This is a genomic window from Pseudomonas sp. PDM03 (assembly GCF_014852385.1).
Taxonomy (GTDB): Bacteria; Pseudomonadota; Gammaproteobacteria; order Pseudomonadales; family Pseudomonadaceae; genus Aquipseudomonas; species Aquipseudomonas migulae.
In genome coordinates, this window is the sequence record NZ_JACVBM010000003.1 from 278,476 (window position 1) to 303,775 (window position 25,300).

The 25,300-nt window shown below is 57.0% G+C and carries 20 protein-coding genes; 9 read left to right on the forward strand and 11 right to left on the reverse strand.

Annotation, left to right across the window (positions count from 1 at the left end):
- Positions 1-109 precede the first annotated feature (109 nt).
- The 8 genes from IB254_RS08080 to IB254_RS08115 are packed head-to-tail and all read left to right on the forward strand — an operon-like array spanning position 110 to position 10,085.
- Positions 110-1,354, forward strand: coding sequence for a hypothetical protein (locus tag IB254_RS08080; protein WP_192416961.1), 1,245 nt, complete (start codon positions 110-112; stop codon positions 1,352-1,354).
- Between the two features lie 2 nt (positions 1,355-1,356).
- The gene (locus IB254_RS08085; protein WP_008042166.1) at positions 1,357-1,818 is read left to right on the forward strand and encodes a serine O-acetyltransferase; all 462 of its coding nucleotides are present in this window, start codon (positions 1,357-1,359) and stop codon (positions 1,816-1,818) included.
- Positions 1,819-1,839: 21 nt separating this feature from the next.
- Positions 1,840-3,387, forward strand: coding sequence for an O-antigen ligase family protein (locus tag IB254_RS08090; RefSeq protein WP_192416962.1), 1,548 nt, complete (start codon positions 1,840-1,842; stop codon positions 3,385-3,387).
- On the forward strand, positions 3,387-5,225 hold the full coding sequence (gene asnB / locus IB254_RS08095; protein ID WP_008042146.1) for an asparagine synthase (glutamine-hydrolyzing): 1,839 nt from the start codon (positions 3,387-3,389) through the stop codon (positions 5,223-5,225). The genes IB254_RS08090 and asnB overlap by 1 nt, the downstream gene beginning before the upstream one ends.
- A 55-nt stretch (positions 5,226-5,280) precedes the next feature.
- Entirely contained in the window at positions 5,281-6,927 is a 1,647-nt protein-coding gene (locus tag IB254_RS08100) for a heparinase II/III family protein (protein ID WP_192416963.1), read from the forward strand.
- A gap of 7 nt (positions 6,928-6,934) precedes the next feature.
- Complete coding sequence (locus IB254_RS08105; protein ID WP_192416964.1) at positions 6,935-8,113, forward strand: glycosyltransferase family 4 protein; 1,179 nt, start codon at positions 6,935-6,937, stop codon at positions 8,111-8,113.
- Positions 8,114-8,115: 2 nt separating this feature from the next.
- Positions 8,116-9,075, forward strand: coding sequence for a UDP-glucose 4-epimerase family protein (locus IB254_RS08110; RefSeq protein ID WP_192416965.1), 960 nt, complete (start codon positions 8,116-8,118; stop codon positions 9,073-9,075).
- Positions 9,072-10,085 (forward strand): MraY family glycosyltransferase, encoded by a 1,014-nt coding sequence (locus IB254_RS08115; protein ID WP_008042115.1) that lies wholly within the window; start codon positions 9,072-9,074, stop codon positions 10,083-10,085. Before IB254_RS08110 ends, IB254_RS08115 begins: the two co-directional genes overlap by 4 nt.
- A gap of 100 nt (positions 10,086-10,185) precedes the next feature.
- On the opposite strand, the gene IB254_RS08120 is transcribed toward IB254_RS08115, so the two are convergent.
- The 11 genes from IB254_RS08120 to mtnA all read right to left on the reverse strand — a co-directional run bounded on the left by IB254_RS08120 (position 10,186) and on the right by mtnA (position 23,828).
- Complete coding sequence (locus IB254_RS08120) at positions 10,186-10,425, reverse strand: lipopolysaccharide assembly protein LapA domain-containing protein (protein ID WP_192226150.1); 240 nt, start codon at positions 10,423-10,425, stop codon at positions 10,186-10,188.
- A gap of 21 nt (positions 10,426-10,446) precedes the next feature.
- Positions 10,447-10,740 carry an integration host factor subunit beta gene (ihfB, locus tag IB254_RS08125; RefSeq protein WP_008042113.1) on the reverse strand — a complete coding sequence of 98 codons (294 nt, stop codon included), beginning with the start codon at positions 10,738-10,740 and terminating at the stop codon, positions 10,447-10,449.
- Between the two features lie 148 nt (positions 10,741-10,888).
- The gene (locus tag IB254_RS08130; RefSeq protein ID WP_192416966.1) at positions 10,889-11,167 is read right to left on the reverse strand and encodes a hypothetical protein; all 279 of its coding nucleotides are present in this window, start codon (positions 11,165-11,167) and stop codon (positions 10,889-10,891) included.
- Between the two features lie 217 nt (positions 11,168-11,384).
- A complete protein-coding gene (gene rpsA / locus IB254_RS08135; RefSeq protein WP_008031789.1) occupies positions 11,385-13,073 on the reverse strand; it encodes a 30S ribosomal protein S1 in 1,689 nt (562 codons plus the stop codon).
- Between the two features lie 119 nt (positions 13,074-13,192).
- Positions 13,193-13,882, reverse strand: a complete 690-nt coding sequence (cmk, locus tag IB254_RS08140) for a (d)CMP kinase (protein WP_008031791.1) — start codon at positions 13,880-13,882, stop codon at positions 13,193-13,195.
- Positions 13,879-16,086 carry a bifunctional prephenate dehydrogenase/3-phosphoshikimate 1-carboxyvinyltransferase gene (locus IB254_RS08145; protein ID WP_230427588.1) on the reverse strand — a complete coding sequence of 736 codons (2,208 nt, stop codon included), beginning with the start codon at positions 16,084-16,086 and terminating at the stop codon, positions 13,879-13,881. Before IB254_RS08145 ends, cmk begins: the two co-directional genes overlap by 4 nt.
- Positions 16,087-16,114: 28 nt before the next feature.
- Positions 16,115-17,227 carry a histidinol-phosphate transaminase gene (hisC, locus tag IB254_RS08150; RefSeq protein ID WP_192416967.1) on the reverse strand — a complete coding sequence of 371 codons (1,113 nt, stop codon included), beginning with the start codon at positions 17,225-17,227 and terminating at the stop codon, positions 16,115-16,117.
- Positions 17,228-17,237: 10 nt separating this feature from the next.
- Positions 17,238-18,332: a prephenate dehydratase gene (gene pheA, locus IB254_RS08155; protein WP_007899727.1), complete on the reverse strand. Its 1,095-nt coding sequence runs from the start codon at positions 18,330-18,332 to the stop codon at positions 17,238-17,240.
- Entirely contained in the window at positions 18,332-19,417 is a 1,086-nt protein-coding gene (serC, locus tag IB254_RS08160) for a 3-phosphoserine/phosphohydroxythreonine transaminase (RefSeq protein WP_008042110.1), read from the reverse strand. Before serC ends, pheA begins: the two co-directional genes overlap by 1 nt.
- A gap of 252 nt (positions 19,418-19,669) precedes the next feature.
- The gene (gyrA, locus tag IB254_RS08165; protein ID WP_192416968.1) at positions 19,670-22,324 is read right to left on the reverse strand and encodes a DNA gyrase subunit A; all 2,655 of its coding nucleotides are present in this window, start codon (positions 22,322-22,324) and stop codon (positions 19,670-19,672) included.
- A 427-nt stretch (positions 22,325-22,751) separates the two neighbouring features.
- On the reverse strand, positions 22,752-23,828 hold the full coding sequence (gene mtnA, locus IB254_RS08170) for an S-methyl-5-thioribose-1-phosphate isomerase (protein WP_008031801.1): 1,077 nt from the start codon (positions 23,826-23,828) through the stop codon (positions 22,752-22,754).
- Between the two features lie 108 nt (positions 23,829-23,936).
- On the opposite strand from mtnA, the gene IB254_RS08175 reads away from it, so the two are divergent.
- Positions 23,937-25,271 carry a TRZ/ATZ family hydrolase gene (locus tag IB254_RS08175; RefSeq protein ID WP_192416969.1) on the forward strand — a complete coding sequence of 445 codons (1,335 nt, stop codon included), beginning with the start codon at positions 23,937-23,939 and terminating at the stop codon, positions 25,269-25,271.
- Positions 25,272-25,300 lie beyond the last annotated feature (29 nt).

Here is a 25,300-nt window from a genome sequence, read left to right on the forward strand (position 1 = left end):
GGTGGGTCATACACTCACCTGATTTTTTTGCGCTATAAAGCGACAGCGATTTTTACTCTAGATGATCGTGTGCTCGAATTTGTCATGATGAGGTTTAAGAGGTTCCGGCATGGTCAATCTACTAATTCAGGTGCTGACGCTGATAAGTGGCCTGGTTGTAAACTTTGTTATTCCTGGCCTGTATGGACTGGATGCGTATGGCGCGTTCATCAAGGCCAATGTGCTGGTATTTTTATTTCAAAAACTTCTCGACATCGTTAACGAGCAACTTATTGCCAGTGTCGAAGCCGAGTACATCCTCGTCACCTCATTATTTATGGCGACGTTGATTTTTTTACTGTTCAGTGTGGTCAGCCTGGTAGACGACATCGGTAGTCCTTTATTGCTGAGTGTCATGCTGCTCAGCTCAGCGTGCCTGCTTTCCCTGTTCGGGCTCCGTTTGCAGCGCTGGATAGTCGGATACCTCGTTCTCTTTCTGTGTGTTTTTTTCGTCCTCTTGTTCATCAGTTATCAACAGATCCTGCCGCTGAGTATCGTGGACATTCTGCTGCTGACGAATCTGATACCGTGCCTGTTTGCCGTGGCGGTGCTGTTTAGCCATGGCGCAAAACTGCCAGTGGGCAGGCAGTTATTGTCCACCTGCAAGAACGTCTTGTTTTTGTTGCCTAGAATGGTATCCATCACTCTGGTCTTCAATCTGTTTACCAATATCCTGCCCTACATTCTTTCGAAGAGTCTGCCCGTTCGGGACCTTGGACTCTTCCGGGTGATCGTGTCGATCATTCAGTCAGCGACGAGCCTGTTCCCTATAAATGTCAGGGCTGTATTTGTTGCGTTTGTCTCCGGGGGACAGCGTCAAGAGCAATACAGAATCATCATGTCCGTCGCCCTTTTCTACTTCGCACTGGTTGGCTTGTCCGGGTATGCGATGGGATGGCTGTTCCCGCAATACTCCGCTTATCTGGCGATGCTTCCTTGCCTGCCAGTCCTGTACTGGGCGGTAGTGACAGAAAGGTATCTCGTTGCTTCCGGGCTTCATCGTAAAGTAATCATCGCCAACCTCGTCCTGGGCGTAATGGCTGTGGCCGGGATGATCCTGTTCGTTCAAGGCCTGAAACAGGCAGAACTGTTTTATGCGCTTGGGTTCTCTGCCTATTTATTGTTTTTGCACTTGCTGTGCCGACCAGGAATCCGTCTACCGGTCATATTCTGGGTCTCTGTACTCTCCCCCTTCGCAATCGTATTGAAAGACGTCAATTTGATCTGGGGCGTTCTTTACATGCTTTCTCTTTTGATCATTGCGGTTGGGATACTTCGGCTTCGTCCGGCTGACTTTCGCACCTTGAGGTTTTGACAATGAACGCAGTTAAGTTGTATCGCGTAGGAAACTGGTTTTATCAGCGTCGTGTACCTGTCGTACCTGGCCTGATTCGCAACCTGATTTTTCTTTTGTTCAATTCATACATTCCGGTGTCCGCCAATCTTGGAAAAGGCACCATTTTCGCTTACGGCGCCATTGGTGTCGTACTTCACGCGAACGCTAAAGTCGGGACGGGCTGTGTATTAGGCCAAGGAATTACGATTGGTGCTGCAGAAGGCTATGTCACCAGCGAGATCAACAAATGCCCGGTGATTGGAGACAACTGCTACATCGGTGCAGGTGCAAAGATCATTGGCGATATTAAAATCGGGGATAACTGCCAGATTGGAGCATCGGCCGTAGTACTGAAAGACATACCCAACAATTCAATCGTTGTCGGCATTCCAGCCCGAGTGATTGGACAGACCTCTGTAGACTATAAAGCTATACGCCCCTGAAATGGCGAACGGAGTATCGCAATGAGTAGTAACGACTGCATTAAAAACAGCATGGCAATTGCAGCGGCAGCGTGCATTTCCATTCTGCTTATGCAGGATCCTGGCGTTCTTTTCTACACCGGCATTGTTGGTGTTTCCCTGCTTGTGCTGACGGCCATTATTTCGCCTTGGCTGGGCCTGTTGGCGTTATTCCCGCTGGCCTTTGCCTTGCGCCCGGCCCCACCGTCAGTAGGGGCTCAAGAAATATCGTTCGCCGCTTTGCTGGCAGTGATATTCATTGCTGCATTGATCAAGTTGCTTCGCACTTGCGGAATCAGGTCCGTACTGCGCCTTTTCGGTATCCCGCTGCTGATAGGCGCGGGAATATTGAGCATCAACCTGGCCGTGGCCATGCACAATCATGTGCCGATGCTGGACTGGATCAGGGGCGTCATTCCCTTTCTGTTTATATATGCACTGATACCTGTCTGCGCACTGGTCAGCGGTGACGAAAGCAAGATCCGCTGGGTCGGCGCTTCAGTGGGAACCCTGATTTTCCTGACCGCCGGCTACATCGTTTTCTACTACTTCTACCACGACATGTGGCAACCGTACTGGCTCATCCTGACTAACGGAGAGGAAGTCAAAATCTCTCAAGAAGCGGCCTTGAACAACGTCAACGCCATGGGGCCGATGCGCGACCGGATTACCATGCTGCTGGCACAGGCAACAGATGCGTTGCTGCCTGTCGGCATGGTTGTGGGGTTCGTTGTAAGCACGTTGGCACGAGACCGGCGGATTACTATTGTCGGCGCTTTGGTGGCCATGCTTTGCATGGCAGCCGTACTGATCACCTTCACAAGAAGCATGCTGATCAGCGCCCTTTTGGTCATGCTGCTCTTTTCGCTCTATGCATTTTTCGCCCATAAAAACTTGCGCGTGAAGTTGTCGGCCAATTTGGCCACTCAGGGCGTATTTGGCGTTGCATTCATCTTTTCCACTGGCATGGATCAGGTTTGGCTCGGACGCTTGAGTTTGTTATCGGGGGCAGCCTGGAAACGAAAAGGTGACTTCAACGTAATGTCCCGGCTTGAAGAATACAAAATCGCCTGGGAAATGTTCTTGAGCCATCCAGTGCTGGGCAACGGGATGGGTATCAAGCATGGAATGCGCTGGGAAACTTCTGAAGGTGTCTCCTTCACCGAGATGGTTGCGTACATACACAACTGGCCGCTCTACATGCTGATGGTAGGCGGGCTGCTGGGCTTTCTGGTTTATTCGTTGGTCATCGCAGGCCCCGTTCTCTATCGTCTTACGTCCCTCAGATCTGAGTCTGCACATTTAACAGTTGTTCGTGCAGCCGTCATGACACTGGCGGTCTATGGTTTGTTTTTCGCGGTATTCCGTCTGATTTCGTTCAACCTGTTGCTTGCTGCTGCATGGGGAGTGGTCTTCGCGCATAAGTGGTCCCGAGAGAACCGTGCGTCTAGCGCCCATGCCGTACATTCACACACGGCCTCGACTCAAACCAAAGAAAAGCCTGTTGGGCATGAGCCTGCCGATCAAAAAAATGTGGAGCTATCTGTATAATGTGCGGCCTAAGTTTTTTTGCTGTTAAACGCGAGGTCCTCGGAGTTCAGAGCCAGCTGGAATCAAGCCTGGCCGTCACCAAACATCGCGGCCCGGATGCGTCTGGTACTTACTTCGCCAGTGTCGGGGACTACCAGGTAGGCCTCGGACATAACAGGCTCAGCATCCTGGACCTTTCGCCGACCGGCAGTCAGCCAATGTTCGCCGGCAATGGCGTCAGCATCGTATTCAATGGTGAGGTATTCAACCATCATGAACTGCGTAATCAGCTGATCGAAAAAGGCTACTCATTCAAGGGCACCTCGGATACAGAGGTCATTCTTCAGCTTTATGTTGAGCACAAGGAACACGCTTTCAAACTGCTTGAAGGCATGTTCACTTTTGTCATCCTGGATGAAGCCAGAAATAAATTCTTCCTGGTAAGAGATGTTATCGGGATCAAGCCTGTGTACTGCTACTCCAGCACGAACGGCATCTACGCCTGCTCGGAAATACGCGGCCTCAAGAGTTATTCGGAGGTCACCGCCGATATTGATCACGATGACGTTTTCGAGTTCTTCAATAACGGTTTCCTCTACGAACCGAACACCGGCTACAAAGCCATCAAAAAATTGATGCCCGGGACTTACCTTGAGTTCGATCTGCTCACGGGCGCTTGCGAGACCCAGCGTTACCAGACCGTGATGAACTTCAAGACCGAGCAAAACCTCGCCGCAGATGTGAGCAGCGCGGTGACACGGCAATTGGAGGCGGATGTTCCGGTTGGCGTATTTTTCAGTGGCGGCGCTGACTCCAGTATTCTGGCCAGTTACACGGGTGAGGCAGATCTGTTTTTCGCCAAGTACGAAGCGACGGAAGATTCTGCTGTCGATATGAAGTTCTCGGCTGATATCGCTGAACACTTGGGCAAGAAACTAGTGGTGACAGAGATTCTCGATTCGAACACCAACGTGTTCGAGTCGATCGATTTCGTCGCAGCGAATACGGAAGAGCTGGTTTCCGATTACACGTTCTGGGCTACCTATCGGTTATCAACAGAAGCCAGGAAGAGCGGCTACACCGTAATGCTCAGCGGGATGGGTGGGGACGAGGCATTCGCCGGTTATCCACGCTACAAAGTCCTGAAGCATCACGGGCTGATTCGGCGGCTCTACCCAGTGCTGAATGCTCTGCTGAAATTCAAGCTGTTTCCCAAGCAGCTCGACAAAAAATTCGAACGACTGGTGTCCTATGCCCAGGAAAGTTACTGGCCTTTGGCGTATTCACGAATGCTGGGATATTTCTCCAGGCAGGAGTTGAAAGGCTTTTTCCCCGATTACTCGAAACGGGAACAGCATTACAAGCAACGCCTTGAGTCCGTGCTCGTCAATTACAAGGGCGATCCCGCAGACAAAGTAAAATGTGCACAACACTTTGACCTGACAGGCTTTCTAAGCCACAACCTCAGTGTTTCCGATAAAGCGAGCATGCTCGCCAGTATCGAGTTGCGTGTGCCTTTGCTCGATGAGCGAGTCGTTGCCAATGGTTTCGCCACCTCAAGTGCAGAACTGCTGAAGGATGGCGCGCCAAAGGCCCCTCTGAAGAGCCTATTGAAAAGCCTGCTTCCAGCCGCTCTTGTGGATCGCCCGAAAACCGGCTTCAACCCTCCCCTCGACGGCATTATCCGTCGGATAGGGGCGGAGCGATTGCTCAGCGAGTTCGAGCGGATTTATCAGTATCTAGAGCGCGAAGAAGTGGAAAAGCTGGTGACGAATCATTTTTCGGGCGCAATCAACAACACGTACAAGCTGTGGCAGGTGCTGTACTTTGAACGTTGGTTGAAACTGAACTTTGCGTAAAAGCTTTCAGGTCCGCTTGTAAACGACGACATCTTTCATTATTTAAGTGATTTTTATGGGCAATGCGCTGACATCTCGGCTTTTCAAGCTCTACCACACAGCCAAAATGTTACGGTTGAAGCAGATTTTCTACCGGATCTATTACCGTTTCGCCAAAGTAAAACCATTTACGGCAACCGGATTCGGCAAGCGATCGGCCTTTGACCTGGCAAAAGCCCCAGGCTGGAGTGCGTCCCGCTTTACGACGGACGAGCAGTTCGACTTCATGGGCATGAAATCGCCCATCGAGTGGAGCAACACGACACTCCCGAAAATCTGGCAATACAACCTGCATTACCTCGACCATTTGGCGGCATCCGACCAGGCATCCACTGCATTCGACACCCGCCTGGTCAACAGCTGGATTGTGAATAACCCTCCCTTCGGCGGTTGCGGATGGGAACCCTATACGCTCTCTCTGCGCATCGTGAATCTGGTGAAGTGGCTGCAGAGACAGCCGAGCCTGGAAGGCCATTGGCTGGACAGCCTGGCCATGCAAACCCATGCCCTGTCCGAACAGGTGGAATATCACATCCTGGCAAACCACCTGTTTGTGAACGGCAAGGCGCTCGTGTTTGCCGGCACCTTCCTGGAAGGCGCTCATGCTGAACGCTGGCAGTCGCTGGGACTGGAGATTCTGGATAGCGAGGTCAAGGAGCAGTTTCTGGCGGACGGCGCGCACTTTGAATTGTCCCCCATGTACCACGCCTCCCTGCTGTGGGACATGTGCGACCTGGTGAACCTGGCCACCCATACCAATCTTGCACCACTAAGAAACCGACTGGACGAATGGAAGCACGTTGTCGAACGAGGCATCGTCTGGCTACGCAGCCTCCAGCACCCCGACGGTGGCATCCCTTTCTTTAACGATTCGGCGTTCGGCATCGCTCCCGCGCTGCACGATATCGAAACATACGCACGCCTGCTCAATTGCCTGCCAGAGCAAAAAAACAGCACTGCCACTGCTGTCTCGGCTGAACATCACGCCGAAAGCGGCTACGTCTCGATTGATTTTGGCAATCAATGCAAGGCGCTATTGAACCTTGCGCAGGTGGCCCCCGACTACCAACCGGGGCATACCCATGCCGATACCCTGAGTTTCGAACTCAGCCTCTTTGGTCAGCGCGTCTTCGTCAACTCCGGAACATCGCAGTACGGCGAAGACTCCGAACGTCATCGCCAACGCAGTACAGCAGCACACAACACCGTCGAAGTGGACGGCGAGAGTTCCTCCGAAGTATGGGCCGGCTTCAGGGTTGCCCGGCGTGCGCGTGTTGCGCTGGATACGTTCGACCATACCGATGGCATCGTCCGCGTCCGCTGTAGTCATGATGGTTACAAGCGTTTGAAAGGGAAAAACCTGCACACCCGTGAATGGCTCGCAAAAGTTGACGAGTTGCAGATCACGGATTCGCTCACAGGAAGTTTTAACCGAGCGAAAGCCAGGTTTTTTGTACACCCCGAGGCCTTGGTTGTTCAAAATGGCGGGCAATTGACGATCACCCTTCCCGGCGGCCAGGTTGCTTCCGTTTTCCTGGAGGGTGCAACCAAGATCAACGTAGTTACTTCAACGTGGCATCCAGAATTTGGCAAGTCTGTTCCGAACCAGTGCATCGTCGCTGAGCTGTCGTCGAACACGCTGACCACCCGTATAACTTGGTGAGGTTTATTTGAAACTTTTAATCCTGAGCTTTTACTACCAGCCTGACTTATCTGCCGGATCGTTTCGTACTACGGCATTGGTAAAGGCGCTTCTCGAGAAACTGCCGGCGCACGCACATATCGAGCTGATTACAACCTTGCCAAACCGCTACAGCTCGTTCAGCAGCGAAGCGCCGGAACTGGAAGAGCATCCTCGCCTGACCATTCGCCGAATCGCATTGCCGGCCCACAAAAGCGGTATGGCAGATCAAGCCAAGGCTTTTCTGGTTTACGCGAACGGCGTACGCAAGATTGTTCAGAACAAACAATATGACCTTATCTATGCGACCTCTTCGCGCCTGATGACCGCGTCGCTGGGCGCCCTCATCGCCCGCCAGAAAAAGACTCCGCTTTATCTGGACATTCGCGATATTTTTGTCGACACGATCAAGGATATTCTGCCGAAGAAGCTGATCTGGCTGCTCAAGCCCATGCTTTCGCTACTTGAAAGTTTTACCATCAAGTCGGCCAAGAAGGTCAATCTGGTTTCTGCCGGTTTTCTTCCTTACTTCAAATCCCGGTATCCGGACCAACACTACTCGTTGTTCACAAACGGTATCGATGACGAGTTCCTGGATGTCCAGCCTGTCGACAGCTCCACGAGTCTGAATCCGGTCCTGGACGTGGTCTACGCCGGAAACATCGGTGAAGGCCAAGGGCTGCACACGATCATTCCTGCGCTAGCCAAACGCCTTGAGGGGAAGTTGCGATTTCGAGTGATCGGTGATGGAGGGAGACTCGCTCACCTGAAGGAGGCTATCAGTTCAGCCGGCTGCACTAACGTTGAGCTGTTGAACCCGGTCAAGCGCAATGAACTGATTCAGGTCTATCAGTCGGCAGATGTGCTGTTCCTGCACCTCAATGACTACGACGCGTTCCGCAAGGTCTTGCCGTCCAAACTGTTTGAATACGCCGCGTTGGGTAAACCGATCTGGGCCGGCATTTCGGGTTACGCGGCAAGCTTTGTCGCTGAACATATCGAAAATACAGCCGTCTTCGAACCTTGCGATGTGGATGCTGCAACCAGGTCTTTCGAGAACCTGAATATTCTGACCAGCCCGCGGCATGCCTTCGTCGAGCGTTTTGCCCGCGGCAATATCATGCGCGAGATGTCGCAAGACATTCTTTCCCTGAAGGAGGCTCGTTAATCATGCGCATTCTTCTGGCAGGGGCCAGCGGCTTTGTCGGCAGCGGGCTGATCGCTCCGTTGCTTGAGCGTGGCCACGAAATTACCGCCGCCGTACGCAAGTTGAAGGTTGATCTCGACTCGCGTGTGACACAGAGCCTGGTCAATGGGCTGTCGGCCGATCAGGATTGGCAGGAATTGTTGAAGGACCAGGATCTGGTCATCCAGTTGGCTGCTCGCGTACACGTCATGAGTGACGAATCCTCCGATCCCCTTGCCGAATATCGCAAGGTGAACGTCGAAGGAACGCTCAATCTGGCTCGGCAGGCCGCTGACGCCGGGGTCAAGCGCTTCATTTTCCTCAGTTCAATCAAGGTCAATGGCGAAGGCACGGCTCTCGGCAAGCCTTACGTTGCCGATGGAGAGGAGGCGCCAAGCGACCCTTACGGCATTTCCAAAATGGAAGCGGAACATGCCCTGAGAGCGCTGGCGGCTGAAACCGGCATGGAAGTGGTGATTATTCGTCCGGTGCTGGTTTATGGGCCTGGCGTACGAGCCAACTTCCTCAGCATGATGCGCTGGCTGGACAAAGGCGTACCCCTGCCGTTTGGCGCCATTCACAACCAACGCAGCCTCGTTGCCCTGGATAACCTGGTTGACCTGATTGTGACGTGCACCGAGCATTTCGCAGCAGCAAATCAGACCTTCCTCGTGAGTGATGGTGAGGATCTTTCGACTACCATGTTGTTGCGTCGAATGGCGACGGCCCTGGGCAAGCCTGCGCGCTTGCTACCGGTGCCGAGCTGGATGCTTGAAACCGGCGCGACACTCCTGGGCAAGCAAGCACTGGCCCAGCGTTTGTGCGGCTCACTTCAGGTCGATATCAGCAAGACTCGTGAACTATTGAATTGGAAACCGCCGGTCAGCGTCGATGAAGCGCTGCGCAACACGGCTAAACACTTTTTGGAACTACACACTCAATGAATATGTGGTGGCTATTACCGGCTGCGGCCGTTGTCGCACTTTTTCTGACTGGCGCCCTGCGCCGGTACGCATTGGCTCGAAGCCTGATCGACATACCGAATGCGCGCAGCTCACACGTCGTGCCGACACCAAGAGGTGGTGGTGTCGCGATCGTAGTGAGCTTTCTGCTGGCATTGATGTGGACGGCCAGTCTGGGCTTCGTTGCCTGGCCTCTGACCTGGGCATTACTGGGCGCAGGCGTCGGTATTGCGGTACTGGGGTTTCTGGATGATCACGGCCATATCAGCGCTCGTTGGCGCTTGCTGGGTCACTTCATCGCAGCCACTTGGGCGCTGTTCTGGATAGGTGGCTTGCCGCCGCTGACACTGTTTGGATTCGCGCTCGACCTGGGATGGATCGGTCATGCGTTGGCAGCCGTTTATCTGGTGTGGCTGCTGAACCTGTACAACTTTATGGACGGGATTGACGGCATTGCCAGTGTCGAAGCTATTTGTGTATGCCTGAGCGGAGCGTTGTTGTACTGGCTGGCGGGGAATGAACTGGCAGCGCTGTTGCCTCTGTTACTGGCTTTTGCGGTAGCAGGCTTCCTGTATTGGAACTTCCCAAGAGCGCGGATTTTCATGGGTGATGCTGGCAGCGGTTTCCTGGGCATTACCTTGGGGGTACTGTCGTTGCAGGCTGCCTGGACGGCACCACAGCTTCTCTGGAGCTGGTTGATTTTGCTCGGCGTGTTCATTGTTGATGCTACGTGGACTCTGCTTCGCCGCTTGTTCAGGGGTGACAAGGTCTATGAAGCCCACCGTAGCCATGCCTATCAGTTTGCTTCCCGCCAGTTTGGCAAGCACTTGCCAGTCACCCTGACGGTCGCAGCGATCAATCTGTGCTGGCTGTTACCGATCGCCCTGGTGGTCGGGAGCGGAAAACTGGATGGCCTGTCGGGAGTGTGCCTGGCTTATCTGCCGTTGGTAGTTTTAGCCGTCAAGTTCAAGGCTGGGGAAAAAGAGGCTTAACAGCCGGGTCAGGGAATGGAGATGGGGGATGGGGGATGGCACTAACCCCCTCCTCCGGCCAACCACTGGAAGTAACCGGTGACGCTTCCATCGTTGTAGATCAAACCAGACGCTTGCGCCGCGCTCTTGCGGTGCGACCAACGATCCAGCCAATCGCAGGCCCTGCGACCATCCCTATCAGCAATGAAACCACCACTACAACGGAAACTGGCAGCTGCGGCCCAGCCCATCCAAGGAACAGCAAGGAAACCGACTGCTGGTTCTCAAGCACAAAAGCCAGTATCGCCAGCACCAGCAACAGTAGAACGACCATCACCAGCACGCGCTTCAAGCTACTCATGAGCCCCTCCCTGTCTGGATTTCAAACTTCTTCCTCTTCTTCATTTACCCGATCCCGCAACTCTTTCCCCGGCTTGAAATGGGGAACGAATTTGCCGTCAAGGCTCACGGACTGACCGGTTTTCGGATTGCGGCCTACGCGCGGTGCGCGATAGTGCAGGGAGAAGCTGCCAAATCCACGGATCTCGATACGATCACCGGTGGCCAGACATTGGGACATTTGTTCAAGCATGGTCTTGATAGCCAGCTCCACATCCTTTGATGAGAGCAGCCCTTGATGGGTGACAATTCGTTCGATCAACTCCGACTTCGTCATATTTTTCCCTTCTTTTTCAAGCAGCTAGGAAAAGCGCTTCAAAGGTTTTAGCATGCCCGAAGGAATTTGAACAGCCCGAGCTTTGACATATCTTCGCCAGCAATGGGATGCCGATTTCAGAACAGAAGCCTGATCAAGCCCGACCCGCTCATCTGCAGATAACCAGCATGGTTCGTGTCACATAACCTGCCGGGTTGAAGCCAAAGGGAAACTCATCTTCGTCCTTGGCGTCATCGGATCTTGTGACCACCTTGTAGCCCGCGCCCTTGCACTCCTTGGCAGCGCGCTTGTGACACTTCTCCCACCCCGACCCCAACCCCGAACAATCGATCTCGATACCACTAACCCCACGCGCTGCGTGAGTCTTCACATTAGTGGTACAACCCGCCAATGTCAGTACGGCTAGTGCGACAACGAGCTTGTTCATTCATTTCCTTATGCCGGGCGCCCTGCCCGACTGTCGTTCGCTTCTGACTAAAGACTAGCTGCAAATAAACGATTGATCCGATTAAAGAAAGAGACAGCGTTTGGGGGCTATTGGTTTCACGGGCGAATAATGTCGTGCGATACGGATACTGCACACACCAAATCGCAGGCACAAAAAAGGGCGACCGAAGTCGCCCTTTTTAATGATCAAGCAGAACTTAGTTCTGTTTGGCCATTGCCTGGCGCAGCAGTGCCGCCATGGTGGTGTCAGCAGCAGCTTCACCTTCCGGAGCAGTTTTCAGGCTCTGGATGGCTTCTTTCTCTTCAGCATCGTCTTTCGATTTGATCGACAGCTGAATTACGCGGCTCTTACGATCAACGCTGATGATCTTGGCTTCTACTTCCTGGCCTTCTTTCAGAACGTTGCGCGCGTCTTCAACGCGGTCACGGCTGATTTCGGAGGCTTTCAGAGTCGCTTCGATATCGTCGGCCAGAGTGATGATGGCGCCTTTAGCGTCAACTTCTTTCACGATGCCTTTAACGATTGCGCCTTTGTCGTTCTCTTGAACGTACTCGGAGAACGGATCGCTTTCCAGTTGCTTGATACCCAGGGAGATACGCTCGCGCTCTGGGTCAACCGACAGGATAACGGTGTCCAGCTCGTCGCCCTTCTTGAAGCGGCGAACGGCTTCTTCGCCCACTTCGTTCCAGGAGATGTCGGACAGGTGAACCAGACCGTCGATGCCGCCGTCCAGACCAATGAAGATACCGAAATCGGTGATCGACTTGATGGTGCCGGAGATTTTATCGCCCTTGTTGAACTGGCCAGAGAAATCTTCCCATGGGTTAGATTTGCACTGCTTGATGCCGAGGGAGATACGACGACGCTCTTCGTCGATGTCCAGAACCATAACTTCCACTTCGTCGCCGACTTGTACGACTTTCGAAGGGTGGATGTTCTTGTTGGTCCAGTCCATTTCGGAAACGTGTACCAGACCTTCAACGCCTTCTTCCAGCTCAGCGAAGCAGCCGTAGTCGGTCAGGTTGGTTACACGAGCGGTAACGCGAGTGCTTTCTGGGTAACGGGCTTTGATAGCAACCCATGGATCTTCGCCCAGTTGCTTCAGGCCCAGGGAAACACGGTTGCGTTCGCGATCGTATTTCAGAACCTTAACGTCGATTTCGTCACCAACGTTGACGATCTCGGAAGGATGCTTGATGCGCTTCCAAGCCATGTCGGTGATGTGCAGCAGGCCGTCCACGCCACCCAGATCGACGAATGCGCCGTAATCGGTGAGGTTCTTGACGATACCTTTGACTTGCTGACCTTCCTGCAGGGATTCCAGCAGAGCTTCACGCTCGGCGGAGTTCTCGGCTTCGAGGACGCTGCGACGGGAAACGACAACGTTGTTGCGTTTCTGGTCGAGTTTGATGACCTTGAATTCCAGCTCTTTGCCTTCCAGGTGCGTGGTATCGCGCACAGGACGGACGTCAACCAGGGAACCTGGCAGGAACGCACGGATGCCGTTAACGTCGACAGTGAAGCCGCCTTTAACCTTACCGTTGATAACGCCCTTGACCACTTCCTCGGCTGCGAAGGCAGCTTCCAGAACAATCCAGCATTCAGCGCGCTTGGCTTTTTCACGGGACAGCTTGGTTTCACCAAAGCCGTCTTCAACCGAGTCCAGCGCAACGTGAACTTCGTCACCGACGTTGATAGTCAGGTCGCCAGCGTCGTTGTAGAACTGCTCAAGCGGGATGAGTGCTTCAGACTTCAGGCCAGCGTGAACGGTTACCCAGCGAGCTTGGTAATCGATATCAACGATAACACCGGTGATGATGGAGCCTGCCTGAAGGTTCAGGGTTTTTAGGCTTTCTTCAAAGAGTTCCGCAAAGCTTTCGCTCATTTTAATTCCTGTTGATGAGGGCGAAGAATACGCCCATCTCCACACCCCAGACGGTGTGGGTTAGTTTCATTTAAAAGAAGCGCCACAGGACTATGACTGGTCCCCTGCGGCCTTCTTGGTCACCCGGCGATATCGCGAATGGCGATCTCGCTCATGATGCGTTCCAGCACCTGGTCGATGGATAATTCCGTGGAATCCAGCTGTATGGCGTCAGCCGCCGGTTTGAGCGGGGCTACCGCTCGCTGGGTGTCACGCTCATCGCGTGCACGTATCTCATCTAGCAGACTCGACAGACTAACACCATCGACTTTGCCCTTCAACTGCAAGTATCGACGGCGCGCACGCTCCTCGGCACTGGCGGTAAGGAAAATTTTCAACGGTGCATCCGGAAAAACCACCGTACCCATGTCGCGACCATCGGCCACCAGGCCCGGCGCTTCCTGGAATGCACGCTGGCGCTGCAGCAGCGCCTCGCGCACTGCGGGCAACGCCGCGACCTGCGAGGCTCCGGAGCCGATGCTTTCGGTACGAATCACATCGCTGACTTCATCGCCCTCGAGAATGATGCGCTGCAACTGACCGTCGGTCGCCGCGATGAACTGCACATCCAGATGAGCGGCAAGTTTTTTCAGCAGTTCTTCATTGGTGAGGTCGACACCGTGATTATGCGCAGCGAAGGCCAGCAACCGATAAAGCGCACCGGAATCCAGCAGGTTCCAGCCCAGACGCTTGGCCAGAATGCCAGCTACCGTGCCCTTGCCGGAGCCGCTTGGCCCATCGATGGTGATGACCGGTGCGATGTTTTTCACGACTGAGCCTCTTGTGCAACACGGATACCGACCTGTGCGCACAGCGCCAGGAAGTTCGGGAACGACGTTGCGACGTTGGCACAGTCATGGATGCGAATGGGCGCAGTGGCACGCAGCGATGCCACGCTGAAAGCCATGGCAATCCGGTGATCGCCGTGACCATGCACTTCGCCGCCGCCGATCAGGCCGCCGTCGATGATGATGCCGTCCGGGGTCGGTTCGCATTTGACGCCCAGTGCCAGCAAGCCATCGGCCATGACCTGGATACGGTCCGATTCCTTGACGCGCAATTCTTCGGCGCCACGCAGGATGGTGCGCCCTTCGGCACAGGCCGCCGCCACGAACAGCACCGGGAATTCGTCGATGGCCAATGGAACCAGCGCTTCGGGAATCTCGATACCTTTGAGTTTAGCTGCACGTACGCGCAGGTCCGCTACGGGTTCGCCGCCGACTTCGCGCTGGTTTTCCAGGGTGATGTCAGCGCCCATCAGACGCAGAATGTCGATCACGCCGGTACGGGTCGGGTTGATGCCGACATGCTCGAGCACCAGTTCGGAACCTTCGGCAATGGACGCCGCCACCAGGAAGAACGCCGACGACGAAATATCGCCCGGCACTTCAATGTGGGTCGCGGTCAGCTTGTGCCCGGATTCGACCGACGCCGTAGCGCCATTGACGCTGACCGGGTAGCCGAAGCCGCGCAGCATGCGCTCGGTGTGGTCGCGCGTCGGTGCAGGCTCGGTGACGGTGGTTTTGCCATCAGCGTACAGGCCGGCCAACAGCAGGCAGGATTTAACCTGGGCACTGGCCATCGGCATGGTGTAGGTCAGGCCTTTGAGCTTGTTACCGCCACGAATGATCATCGGTGGACGACCTTCAGCGGCGGTCTCGATCACGGCACCCATTTCACGCAGCGGATTGGCCACGCGATTCATCGGACGCTTGGACAGCGAGGCATCACCGGTCAAGGTGCTGTCGAAGTTCTGCGCAGCCAGCAGGCCGGACAGCAGACGCATCGAAGTGCCGGAGTTGCCCAGATAGATCGGGCCCGGCGCAGGCTTCAGACCATGCAGGCCGACGCCGTGGATGGTCACGCGACCGTGGTGCGGACCTTCGATCACGACACCCATGTCGCGGAAGGCCTGCAAGGTCGCCAGAGCATCTTCGCCCTCGAGGAAGCCTTCGACTTCGGTGACGCCTTCGGCCAGGGAGCCGAGCATGATCGAACGGTGGGAAATCGATTTATCGCCCGGTACACGAATCCGCCCAGTCAGGCGGCCACCAGGTTGTCCCAGGAAAATCAGGTCGTTGGAGTTCATAGCGTCCACATAAGCCCGGCGAGCCAGGATTTTACTGAAATGTTCGCGGGCAACCCGGGCGCGCGTGAACACGCCCAACAATTGGTGCCCATCCCCTGCATCGACCGCGTCGCGCAAGGCGTCGAGGTCGCTGCGAAATGTATCAAGCGTGCGCAGGACAGCTTCGCGGTTGGCGAGGAAGATGTCGTGCCACATGACCGGGTCACTTCCCGCGATTCTTGTGAAATCGCGGAAACCGCCGGCAGCGTAACGGAAGATCTCAAGGTTTTCATTGCGCTTGGCCAACGAATCGACCAAACCGAACGCCAGCAAGTGCGGCAAATGGCTGGTCGCCGCCAACACTTCGTCGTGACGTTCGACCTGCATGTGCTCGACATCGGCGCCCAGCTCACGCCACAACCGGTCGACCACGGCCAGCGCGGCCGGATCAGTTTGGTCCAGCGGCGTCAGAATCACTTTATGACGACGGAACAGTTCGGCATTGGAGGCTTCCACCCCGCTCTGCTCGGAACCGGCAATCGGATGGCCCGGCACGAAACGCGCCGGCATGCCGCCAAACGCTTCGGTCGCGGCGCGCACGACGTTGCCCTTGGCACTGCCGACATCTGTCAGAATCGCTTGCCCAAGGTCCATGCCGGCCAACCGGCCGAGCATCTTTTCCATGGCCAGGATCGGCACCGCGAGTTGAATCACGTCGGCGCCCTGGCAGGCAACGGCCAGGTCTTCTTCGCAGCGATCCACCACGCCCAACTCGACCGCGAGCTTGCGCGACTGCGGATCGAGATCGACACCCACCACTTCGCGGCACAGGCCGCTTTCACGCAGGCCCTTGGCAAACGAACCGCCGATCAACCCAAGACCGACCACCACCAGGCGACCGATCATAGGTTCAGCAGATTGCAGAGCAGTGACATCAACCACGAGCCAGAACCTTGGTCAGCGCCTCAAGGAAGCGGCTGTTTTCCGCCGGCAGGCCGATGGTGATGCGCAAGTGGTTCGGCATGCCATAGTTGGCCACCGGACGCACGATCACGCCTTCACGCAGCAAGCCCTGGAAGACCGGCAAGGCAACACGGCCGAGATCGACGCAGATGAAGTTGCCCTTGGACGGGATCCAGCTCAGCCCCAGTTCGCGGAAACCCGCTTCCAGCTGCAGCATGCCGGCTTCGTTCAGGCGGCGACTTTCAGCCAGGTACTCGGCGTCCTGCAGCGCAGCGCACGCAGCGGCCAGGGCCAGGCTGTTGACGTTGAATGGCTGACGCACACGGTTCAGCACGTCGGCAACCACCGCCGTGGACAAGCCGTAACCAACGCGCAACGCCGCCAGGCCATAGGCCTTGGAGAAGGTGCGCGAAACCAGCAGGTTCGGGTACGCCGCCAGGAAGTCCAGGCCATCCGGCAAGTCGCTGCCTTCGGCGTATTCGATGTAGGCCTCGTCCAGCACCACCAGCACGTGCTCCGGCACATCCTGCAGGAAATCGTCCAGCGCTTCGGCGCCAAACCAGGTTCCGGTCGGGTTGTTCGGGTTGGCGATGAAGACCACACGGGTATCGGCATCGATCGCGGCCAGCATGGCCGACAGATCATGGCCCCAGTCTTTGGCCGGGATCACTTTGGCTGTCGCACCGACGGCCTGGGTGACGATCGGATAGACCGCGAACGCATGCTCGCTGAACACCGCATTCAGGCCCGGCGCCAGATAGGCACGCGCGACCAGTTCCAGGATGTCGTTGGAACCGTTGCCCAGCGTCACCTGATTCAGTTCGACGCGGCACTGATCGGCCAGCAGGGTCTTGAGCGCAAAACCGTTGCCATCCGGATAACGGGTCAGCTCGGCCAATTCTTCGCGAATGGCCGCCAAAGCCTTTGGACTGGCGCCCAACGGGTTTTCGTTGCTCGCCAGTTTGACGATGCTGGCCGGATCGATGTCCAGCTCGCGCGCCAGTTCGTCCACGGGTTTGCCCGGAACGTAAGGCGACAGTTGTTGCACGCCCGGCTGTGCCAGAGCGAGGAAGTTGCCACTCATTTGCTACCCCTTAGAGAACGGCTTTCGGGTAGGAACCCAACACTTTAAGTGCCACTGCTTCCTGACTGATCTTTTCCAGCACACCTTTTACCAGCGGATCGCGGTGATGGCCGACGAAGTCGATGAAGAACACGTAGGTCCATTTACCGCTACGCGAAGGACGTGTCTCGATGCGTGTCAGGTCGATGCCATTGTCGTGGAACGGCACCAGCAACTCGTGTAGCGCACCGGGCTTGTTGCTCATCGACACAATGATCGACGTCTTGTCGTCGCCGGTCGGTGGCACTTCCTGGCTGCCGATCATCAGGAATCGCGTGGAGTTGTCCGGGCGATCCTCGATTTTCTCTGCCAGACGGGTCAGCCCGTACAAGCCTGCGGCCATGTCGCCGGCAATCGCCGCCGAGTTCCACTCACCCTTGACCCGCTTCGCCGCTTCGGCGTTGCTGGAAACCGCGACGCGCTCGACATTCGGGTAGTGTGCATCCAGCCACTTGCGGCACTGCGCCAGCGACTGGGCGTGGGAATAGATGCGGCTGATGCTGTCGGTCTTGGTGTTTTCACCGACCAACAGATGGTGGTGAATCCGCAACTCGACTTCGCCACAGATGACCATGTCGTGTTCGAGGAAGCTGTCGAGCGTGTGGTTGACCGCGCCCTCGGTGGAGTTTTCCACCGGGACCACGCCAAAGTTCACCGCACCGGCCGCCACTTCGCGGAACACTTCGTCGATGGCCGCCATCGGCTTGCTGATCACCGCGTGGCCGAAGTGCTTCATGGCCGCCGCTTGAGTGAAGGTGCCTTCAGGACCGAGGTAAGCCACTTTCAGCGGCTGCTCGAGGGCCAGGCACGAAGACATGATTTCGCGGAACAACCGCGCCATTTCTTCGTTGCCCAGCGGGCCCTGATTGCGCTCCATCACGCGCTTGAGCACCTGAGCTTCACGCTCAGGACGATAGAACACCGGCACTTCGCCTTCGGCCAGCGAGGCCATCTTTACTCGCGCAACTTCCTGGGCGCAGCGTGCGCGCTCACTGATCAGCTCCAGGACTTTTTCGTCCAGGGCATCAATGCGCAGGCGCAGTGCCTTGAGTTCTTGCTCAGACATTAGCCGTGTTCCTTCTCGAACTCTGCCATGTACGAAACCAGTGCGTTGACCGCAACGATATCGACGGCGTTATAGATGGAGGCGCGCATGCCGCCCACGGAACGGTGACCCTTGAGGTTCAGCAGGCCACGCTCGTCGGCGCCGGCCAGGAATGGCTTGTCCAGACGATCGTCAGCCAGGCGGAACGGCACGTTCATCCACGAGCGATCCGACTTGTTGATCGGGTTGCTGTACAGGCCGCTGGCATCAATGAAGTCGTACAGCGTGCGCTGTTTCACTTCGTTGAGCTTGCCGATGGCTTCGACGCCGCCCTGCTCTTTCAGCCACTCGAACACCAGGCCAGACAGGTACCAGGCCAATGTTGGCGGGGTGTTGTACATCGAGCCGTTATCGGCCGCGACCTTGTAGTTGAGCATGGTCGGGCAAAGGGAACGGGCGTGACCCAGCAGGTCTTCGCGAACGATGTTGACGACGATGCCGCTCGGGCCGATGTTTTTCTGGGCGCCGGCGTAGATCATGCCGAAACGTGAAACATCAATCGGGCGCGAGAGGATGTCCGAAGACATGTCGGCGACCAGCGGAACGTCACCGGTTTCCGGGACCCAGTTGAATTCCAGGCCACCAATGGTTTCGTTCGGCGCGTAGTGAACGTAGGCCGCGTCTTTCGACAGCTTCCATTCGTTCTGGCCGGGAATCGCGAAATAGTCGTAAGGCTTGGCGGTGGCGGCAACGTTGACGTGGCCGTAGCGCGAAGCTTCCTCGATGGCTTTCTGCGACCAGATACCGGTGTCGATATAGTCGGCAGTGCCGCTTTCCGGCAGCAGGTTCAGAGGGATCTGAGCAAACTGCTGGCTGGCGCCACCTTGCAGGAACAGCACTTTATAGTTCGAGGGGATATTCAGCAGATCACGCAGATCCTGCTCGGCCTTGTTAGCGATGGACACGAACTCATCACTGCGATGGCTCATTTCCATGACCGACAGACCCTTGCCGTGCCAATCAAGGAGTTCACCCTGGGCGCGCTGCAGGACAGCTTCGGGAAGTGCCGCAGGACCGGCACAGAAGTTATAGGCTCTCTTGCTCACATCCAATCTCGCTCTGATTTGGTGGTAATCACGCAATAAATCACAACATCAATCGACACGGAGTCCCTGCTGAAGCACAGCTTTTTGTGGGAGTGAGCCTGCTCGCGATTGCATCACCGCGATGTGTCAGACATACCGCGGCGCCTGCATCGCGAGCAGGCTCACTCCTACAAGGGACTCCATGGGTGTCGATATTTTCATACAGGACAAACAACAAGGGGGCGAATTTTCATCCGCCCCCTGTTTGTCCGCTTACTCTTGCGGTTCTTCGTCAGCGGCAGCATCGAGTTGCTGGTCTTCAACAACGTCGTCGATCACGACTTCGCCGTCGAACACCGCACCCTCTTCGCCTTCCAGCTCTTCGCCTTCGACTTCCGACGGCTCCTGCACCCGCTCCAGACCGACCAGCGTTTCATCGCTTGCCAGCTTGATCAAGGTCACGCCCTGAGTGTTACGACCCAGGCTGGAGACTTCGTCGACACGGGTACGAACCAACGTGCCCTGGTCGGAAATCAGCATGATTTCCTCGCCGTCGAGCACCTGAACCGCGCCGACCAGACGGCCGTTACGGTCGTTGCTGACCATGGCGATAACGCCCTGGCCGCCACGCTTGTACTCAGGGAACTCGGTGATCGCCGTACGCTTGCCGAAACCACGCGCCGAAGCGGTGAGGATCTGGCTGCCTTCTTCCGGGATCAGCATGGAAATCAGCTTCTGGCCTTCCGGCAGACGCATGCCGCGGACACCGCGAGCGGTACGGCCCATGGCGCGAACGTCGGTTTCCTTGAAGCGAGTGACCTTGCCGCCGTCGGAGAACAGCATGACTTCGCGATCGCCATCGGTAATGGCGGCGGAGATCAGTACGTCACCTTCATCCAGCTCCAGCGCGATCAGACCGACGCTGCGTTGACGGCTGAAGGATTCCAGCGGGGTCTTCTTCACGGTGCCTTTGGCAGTCGCCATGAAGATGAAGTGACCTTCGGTGTATTCCTCGACCGGCAGCATGGTGGTGATGTATTCATCACTGTCCAGCGGCAGCAGGTTGACCAGCGGACGACCACGGGCAGCGCGGGACGCTTCCGGGATTTCGTAGGTTTTCAGCCAGTACACCTTGCCCTTGCTGGAGAACAGCAGCAGCGTGGTGTGGCTGTTGGCGACCAGCAGGTGAGCGATGTAGTCCTCATCCTTGACGCCGGTCGCCGATTTGCCTTTACCGCCACGACGCTGGGCCTGGTACGCAGCCAATGGCTGGGTCTTGGCGTAGCCACCGTGGGAAATGGTCACGACGCGCTCTTCTTCCGGGATCATGTCACCCAGGGTCAGGTCGAGACGGGCATCGAGGATTTCGGTGCGGCGCACGTCGCCGTATTCGGCGCGGATCACTTCCAGCTCTTCGCGGATCACTTCCATCAGGCGCGTAGCGCTGCTGAGGATGCGGATCAGCTCGCCGATCTGGTTGAGGATCTCTTGATACTCGGCCAGCAGTTTTTCGTGTTCCAGACCGGTCAGGCGGTGCAGACGCAGTTCCAGAATGGCTTGCGCCTGTTCCGGCGACAGGAAGTACTTGCCTTCACGCAGACCGTATTGCGGATCCAGGGTCTCCGGACGGCAAGAGTCGGCACCGGCACGTTCAACCATCGCCACTACGGCGGAGGATTCCCAAGGCGTGCTGATCAGCGCTTCCTTGGCTTCCGACGGCGTTGGCGAGGCCTTGATCAGCGCGATGACCGGGTCGATGTTCGACAGGGCAACCGCCTGGCCTTCCAGAATGTGGCCACGTTCGCGCGCTTTACGCAGCTCGAACACGGTACGACGGGTAACGACTTCGCGACGGTGACGAACGAAGGCTTCCAGCAGGTCCTTGAGGTTCAAGATGCGTGGACGGCCGTCGATCAGCGCAACGATGTTGATACCGAATACCGCTTGCAGCTGGGTCTGGGCGTAGAGGTTGTTGAGGATCACCTCAGGCACTTCGCCGCGACGCAGCTCGATCACAACGCGCATACCGTCCTTGTCGGACTCGTCGCGCAGTTCGGTGATGCCTTCGAGCTTCTTCTCTTTAACCAGCTCGGCGATCTTCTCGATCAGACGGGCCTTGTTCAGCTGGTAAGGGAGTTCGGTGATGACGATCTGCTGACGGCCACCGACCTTGTCGATGTCTTCGATGATCGAGCGGGCGCGCATGTAAATGCGGCCGCGACCGGTGCGGTAGGCTTCGATGATGCCGGCGCGACCGTTGATGATCGCGGCGGTCGGGAAGTCCGGACCGGGGATGTATTGCATCAGCTCATCGATGGTCAACTCAGGGTTGTCGATGAGCGCCAGGCAACCGTCGATGACTTCACCGAGGTTGTGCGGCGGGATGTTGGTCGCCATGCCCACGGCGATACCGCTGGAGCCGTTGACCAGCAGGTTGGGAATACGGGTCGGCATGACCGCCGGGATCATTTCGGTGCCGTCGTAGTTCGGCACCCAGTCCACGGTTTCTTTATGCAGGTCAGCCAGCAGCTCGTGCGCCAGCTTGGTCATGCGCACTTCGGTGTATCGCATGGCCGCGGCATTGTCGCCGTCCACCGAACCGAAGTTGCCCTGACCGTCTACCAGCAGGTAGCGCAGCGAGAATGGCTGCGCCATCCGAACGATGGTGTCGTACACCGCGGTATCACCGTGCGGGTGATACTTACCGATCACGTCACCGACAACACGGGCAGATTTCTTGTACGGCTTGTTGAAGTCGTTGCCCAGCTCGCTCATCGCGAACAGCACGCGCCGGTGCACGGGCTTCAAGCCATCGCGCGCATCCGGCAGTGCCCGCCCGACAATTACGCTCATTGCGTAGTCGAGGTAGGACTGCTTCAGCTCGTCTTCGATATTGACCGGGAGGATTTCTTTGGCCAGTTCGCCCATGAGAAGCTCGATTCCTTTTTCTGGTGAAACCTCGTCACATCCATATGGGACGAACGAAGCTCGCCGCTGCAGGCTGAGTGCCATGCACCGACTTACGACAAATCAACGAGTTATGCCATGGATTTGCGCAGTAAAGACAACCCCGTGGGACTGCCTCGGAAAACGCCGGATGTTATCACAAGAGCCGCCACGCACCTATCCCCCAGATGCGCATGGAGTGTAGTTAGTTGACTGATGGCAGGCTTGAAGGGGACGAGAGGGGCTTAGAGCTGCTGCGAATGCAGAATCCGGGGCTGAATTACAGATGTTTATTGACTTTCAGACCCTAATCGCCAGCAGGCTGGCTCCCACATTTGATCCGTGTCGATCACAAACCCTGTGGGAGCCAGCCCGCTGGCGATGGCGTCCTTTCGAACGCCACGCCCAATCAATGCAACCGCTTGCGGCACATCAACTGCGCCATTTTCGCGGTGTCCGGGCGCTCGACGATGCCTTTTTCCGTGACGATCGCATCAATCAAGTCCGCCGGGGTCACGTCGAACACCGGATTGAACGCATCCACATCCGCCCCGACCCGCTTGCCGCCGACTTCCAGCAACTCGCGCCCGTCTCGCTCTTCAATCGGAATGTCATCGCCGCTGGCCAGGTTCATGTCGATGGTCGAACTCGGCGCCACCACCATGAAGCGCACGCCGTGGTGCATGGCGTTGACCGCCAGTTGATAAGTGCCGATCTTGTTGGCCACGTCGCCGTTGGCGGTGATCCGGTCGGCACCGACGATGACCCAGGTGATGCCTTTGGTCTTCATGATGTGAGCAGCGGCGGAGTCGGCATTGAGGGTCACGGGGATGCCCTCGTTGGCCAACTCCCACGCCGTCAGTCGCGAACCTTGCAGCCAGGGACGGGTTTCGTCGGCATAAACGCGCTCGACCATGCCTTCGATGAACGCCCCGCGAATGACACCCAGCGCCGTACCAAAGCCGCCAGTGGCCAGTGCGCCAGTATTGCAGTGGGTCAGGATCGCCTGCGCATTGCCCTGGTGCTTGCGGATCAGGTCCACGCCCAGTTGCGCCATGGTCAGGTTGGCTTCGCGATCACTTTCATGAATGGCGATGGCTTCTGCCTCCAGCGCCGCGAGAGGATCGGCATCGCCCTTGATACGATCAAGGCGGTCACGCATGCGACTCAGCGCCCAGAACAGGTTCACCGCCGTTGGACGGGAATCGGCCAGCAACGCGTAATCCTCTTCCCATGCGGCCTGCCAGTCACCGCCCTCGAGAATTCGGGCACGGGCTGAAAGCACCATGGCATAGGCGGCACTGATGCCAATCGCCGGCGCGCCGCGCACCACCATCGAGCGAATCGCCTCGGCCACGCCAGCCGCGCTGGTGTAGGCAATCCATGTTTCCTCGAACGGCAAAATACGCTGATCCAGCAGGTACAGGGCGCCATCACGCCAATCGATGGCCTTCACCTTCTCCGCAGCCAACAGTCGATCGCGCATCCTTCACCCCGCACTCATGAACAAAAGCCGCCGATTATAGCGATCCCCCCGCGAAGACGCTCGGGTATACTTCGCCATCCTTTACAAAAGCACTGGAACCGACCCTCGATGCCGAACACTGCCGCTGCGCTCGACCTGTTATTGCTGCCGACCTGGCTGGTACCCGTCGAACCCGCTGGCGTTGTCCTCAAAGAGCATGGCCTGGGCATCCGCGACGGGCGCATTGTGTTTATCGGCCCGCGGTCCGCCGCGCTGAAGCTTAACGCAACCGAAGTCCGCGAACTGCCGGGCATGCTGCTCAGCCCCGGCCTGATCAATGCTCACGGGCACGCGGCGATGACGCTGTTCCGTGGCCTGGCCGATGACCTGCCGCTGATGACCTGGCTGGAAAACCACATCTGGCCCGCCGAAGCCAAATGGGTCGATGAGGCTTTTGTACGCGATGGCACCGACATTGCCATCGCCGAACAGATAAAAGGTGGCATTACCTGCTTCTCTGACATGTATTTCTTCCCGAAGGTTGCCAGCGAACGTGTGCATAACAGCGGCATACGCGCACAAATCGCGATTCCGATCCTCGATTTCCCGATCCCGGGCGCCGGCACGGCGGATGACGCCATTCGTCAGGGCGTCGAACTGTTCAACGATCTCAAGCACCACGAGCGCATCAAAGTCACCTTCGGCCCCCACGCGCCCTATACCTTGGGCGACGAAACCCTGGAGAAAATCCGGGTGATTGCCGAAGAACTGGACGCGTCGATTCACATGCACGTCCACGAAACTGCGTTCGAAGTACAGCAAGCCGTCGAGCAGCGTGGCGAGCGGCCGCTGGCCCGACTGGCACGCCTGGGCCTGCTGGGGCCGCGCTTCCAGGCCGTTCACATGACGCAGATCAGCGATGAAGACCTGGTGATGCTGGTAGAAAGCAACACCAATGTGATTCATTGCCCGGAGTCGAACCTGAAGCTGGCCAGCGGTTTCTGCCCGGTAGAACGTTTGTGGCAGGCGGGCGTCAATGTGGCTGTCGGCACCGACGGCGCGGCCAGCAACAACGACCTCGACTTGCTCGGCGAAACCCGCACCGCCGCGTTGCTGGCCAAAGCCGTTGCCGGTTCGGCCACCGCGCTGGACGCTCATCGAGCGCTGCGCATGGCCACGCTGAACGGCGCACGCGCCATGGGCATCGAGGCCGACGTCGGCTCGCTGGAAGTCGGCAAAGCGGCGGACATCGTCGCGTTCGACCTCTCGGGCCTGGCGCAGCAACCGGTCTACGACCCGGTTTCGCAGCTTATATATGCCACCGGTCGCGACTGCGTGAAACACCTGTGGGTGGGTGGCAAGCAATTGCTCGACGACCGTCGCCTGACCCGCCTGGATGAAGAACAGCTGTGCGCCACCGCCAAGGCCTGGGGCCAGCGCATCAGCGGCCACACCGAATTGTAAGCACCCCGGACTCACCGCCGGGGCAACAG

Excerpts from the sequence above, each read along its gene's own strand:
- IB254_RS08080 (WP_192416961.1), top strand. The coding sequence starts at position 110 with ATGGTCAATCTACTAATTCAGGTGCTGACGCTGATAAGTGGCCTGGTT.
- IB254_RS08085 (WP_008042166.1), top strand. The coding sequence starts at position 1,357 with ATGAACGCAGTTAAGTTGTATCGCGTAGGAAACTGGTTTTATCAGCGT.
- IB254_RS08090 (WP_192416962.1), top strand. The coding sequence starts at position 1,840 with ATGAGTAGTAACGACTGCATTAAAAACAGCATGGCAATTGCAGCGGCA.
- asnB (WP_008042146.1), top strand. The coding sequence starts at position 3,387 with ATGTGCGGCCTAAGTTTTTTTGCTGTTAAACGCGAGGTCCTCGGAGTT.
- IB254_RS08100 (WP_192416963.1), top strand. The coding sequence starts at position 5,281 with ATGGGCAATGCGCTGACATCTCGGCTTTTCAAGCTCTACCACACAGCC.
- IB254_RS08110 (WP_192416965.1), top strand. The coding sequence starts at position 8,116 with ATGCGCATTCTTCTGGCAGGGGCCAGCGGCTTTGTCGGCAGCGGGCTG.
- IB254_RS08115 (WP_008042115.1), top strand. The coding sequence starts at position 9,072 with ATGAATATGTGGTGGCTATTACCGGCTGCGGCCGTTGTCGCACTTTTT.
- IB254_RS08120 (WP_192226150.1), bottom strand. The coding sequence starts at position 10,425 with ATGAGTAGCTTGAAGCGCGTGCTGGTGATGGTCGTTCTACTGTTGCTG.
- ihfB (WP_008042113.1), bottom strand. The coding sequence starts at position 10,740 with ATGACGAAGTCGGAGTTGATCGAACGAATTGTCACCCATCAAGGGCTG.
- IB254_RS08130 (WP_192416966.1), bottom strand. The coding sequence starts at position 11,167 with ATGAACAAGCTCGTTGTCGCACTAGCCGTACTGACATTGGCGGGTTGT.
- rpsA (WP_008031789.1), bottom strand. The coding sequence starts at position 13,073 with ATGAGCGAAAGCTTTGCGGAACTCTTTGAAGAAAGCCTAAAAACCCTG.
- IB254_RS08145 (WP_230427588.1), bottom strand. The coding sequence starts at position 16,086 with ATGATCGGTCGCCTGGTGGTGGTCGGTCTTGGGTTGATCGGCGGTTCG.
- hisC (WP_192416967.1), bottom strand. The coding sequence starts at position 17,227 with ATGAGTGGCAACTTCCTCGCTCTGGCACAGCCGGGCGTGCAACAACTG.
- pheA (WP_007899727.1), bottom strand. The coding sequence starts at position 18,332 with ATGTCTGAGCAAGAACTCAAGGCACTGCGCCTGCGCATTGATGCCCTG.
- gyrA (WP_192416968.1), bottom strand. The coding sequence starts at position 22,324 with ATGGGCGAACTGGCCAAAGAAATCCTCCCGGTCAATATCGAAGACGAG.
- mtnA (WP_008031801.1), bottom strand. The coding sequence starts at position 23,828 with ATGCGCGATCGACTGTTGGCTGCGGAGAAGGTGAAGGCCATCGATTGG.
- IB254_RS08175 (WP_192416969.1), top strand. The coding sequence starts at position 23,937 with ATGCCGAACACTGCCGCTGCGCTCGACCTGTTATTGCTGCCGACCTGG.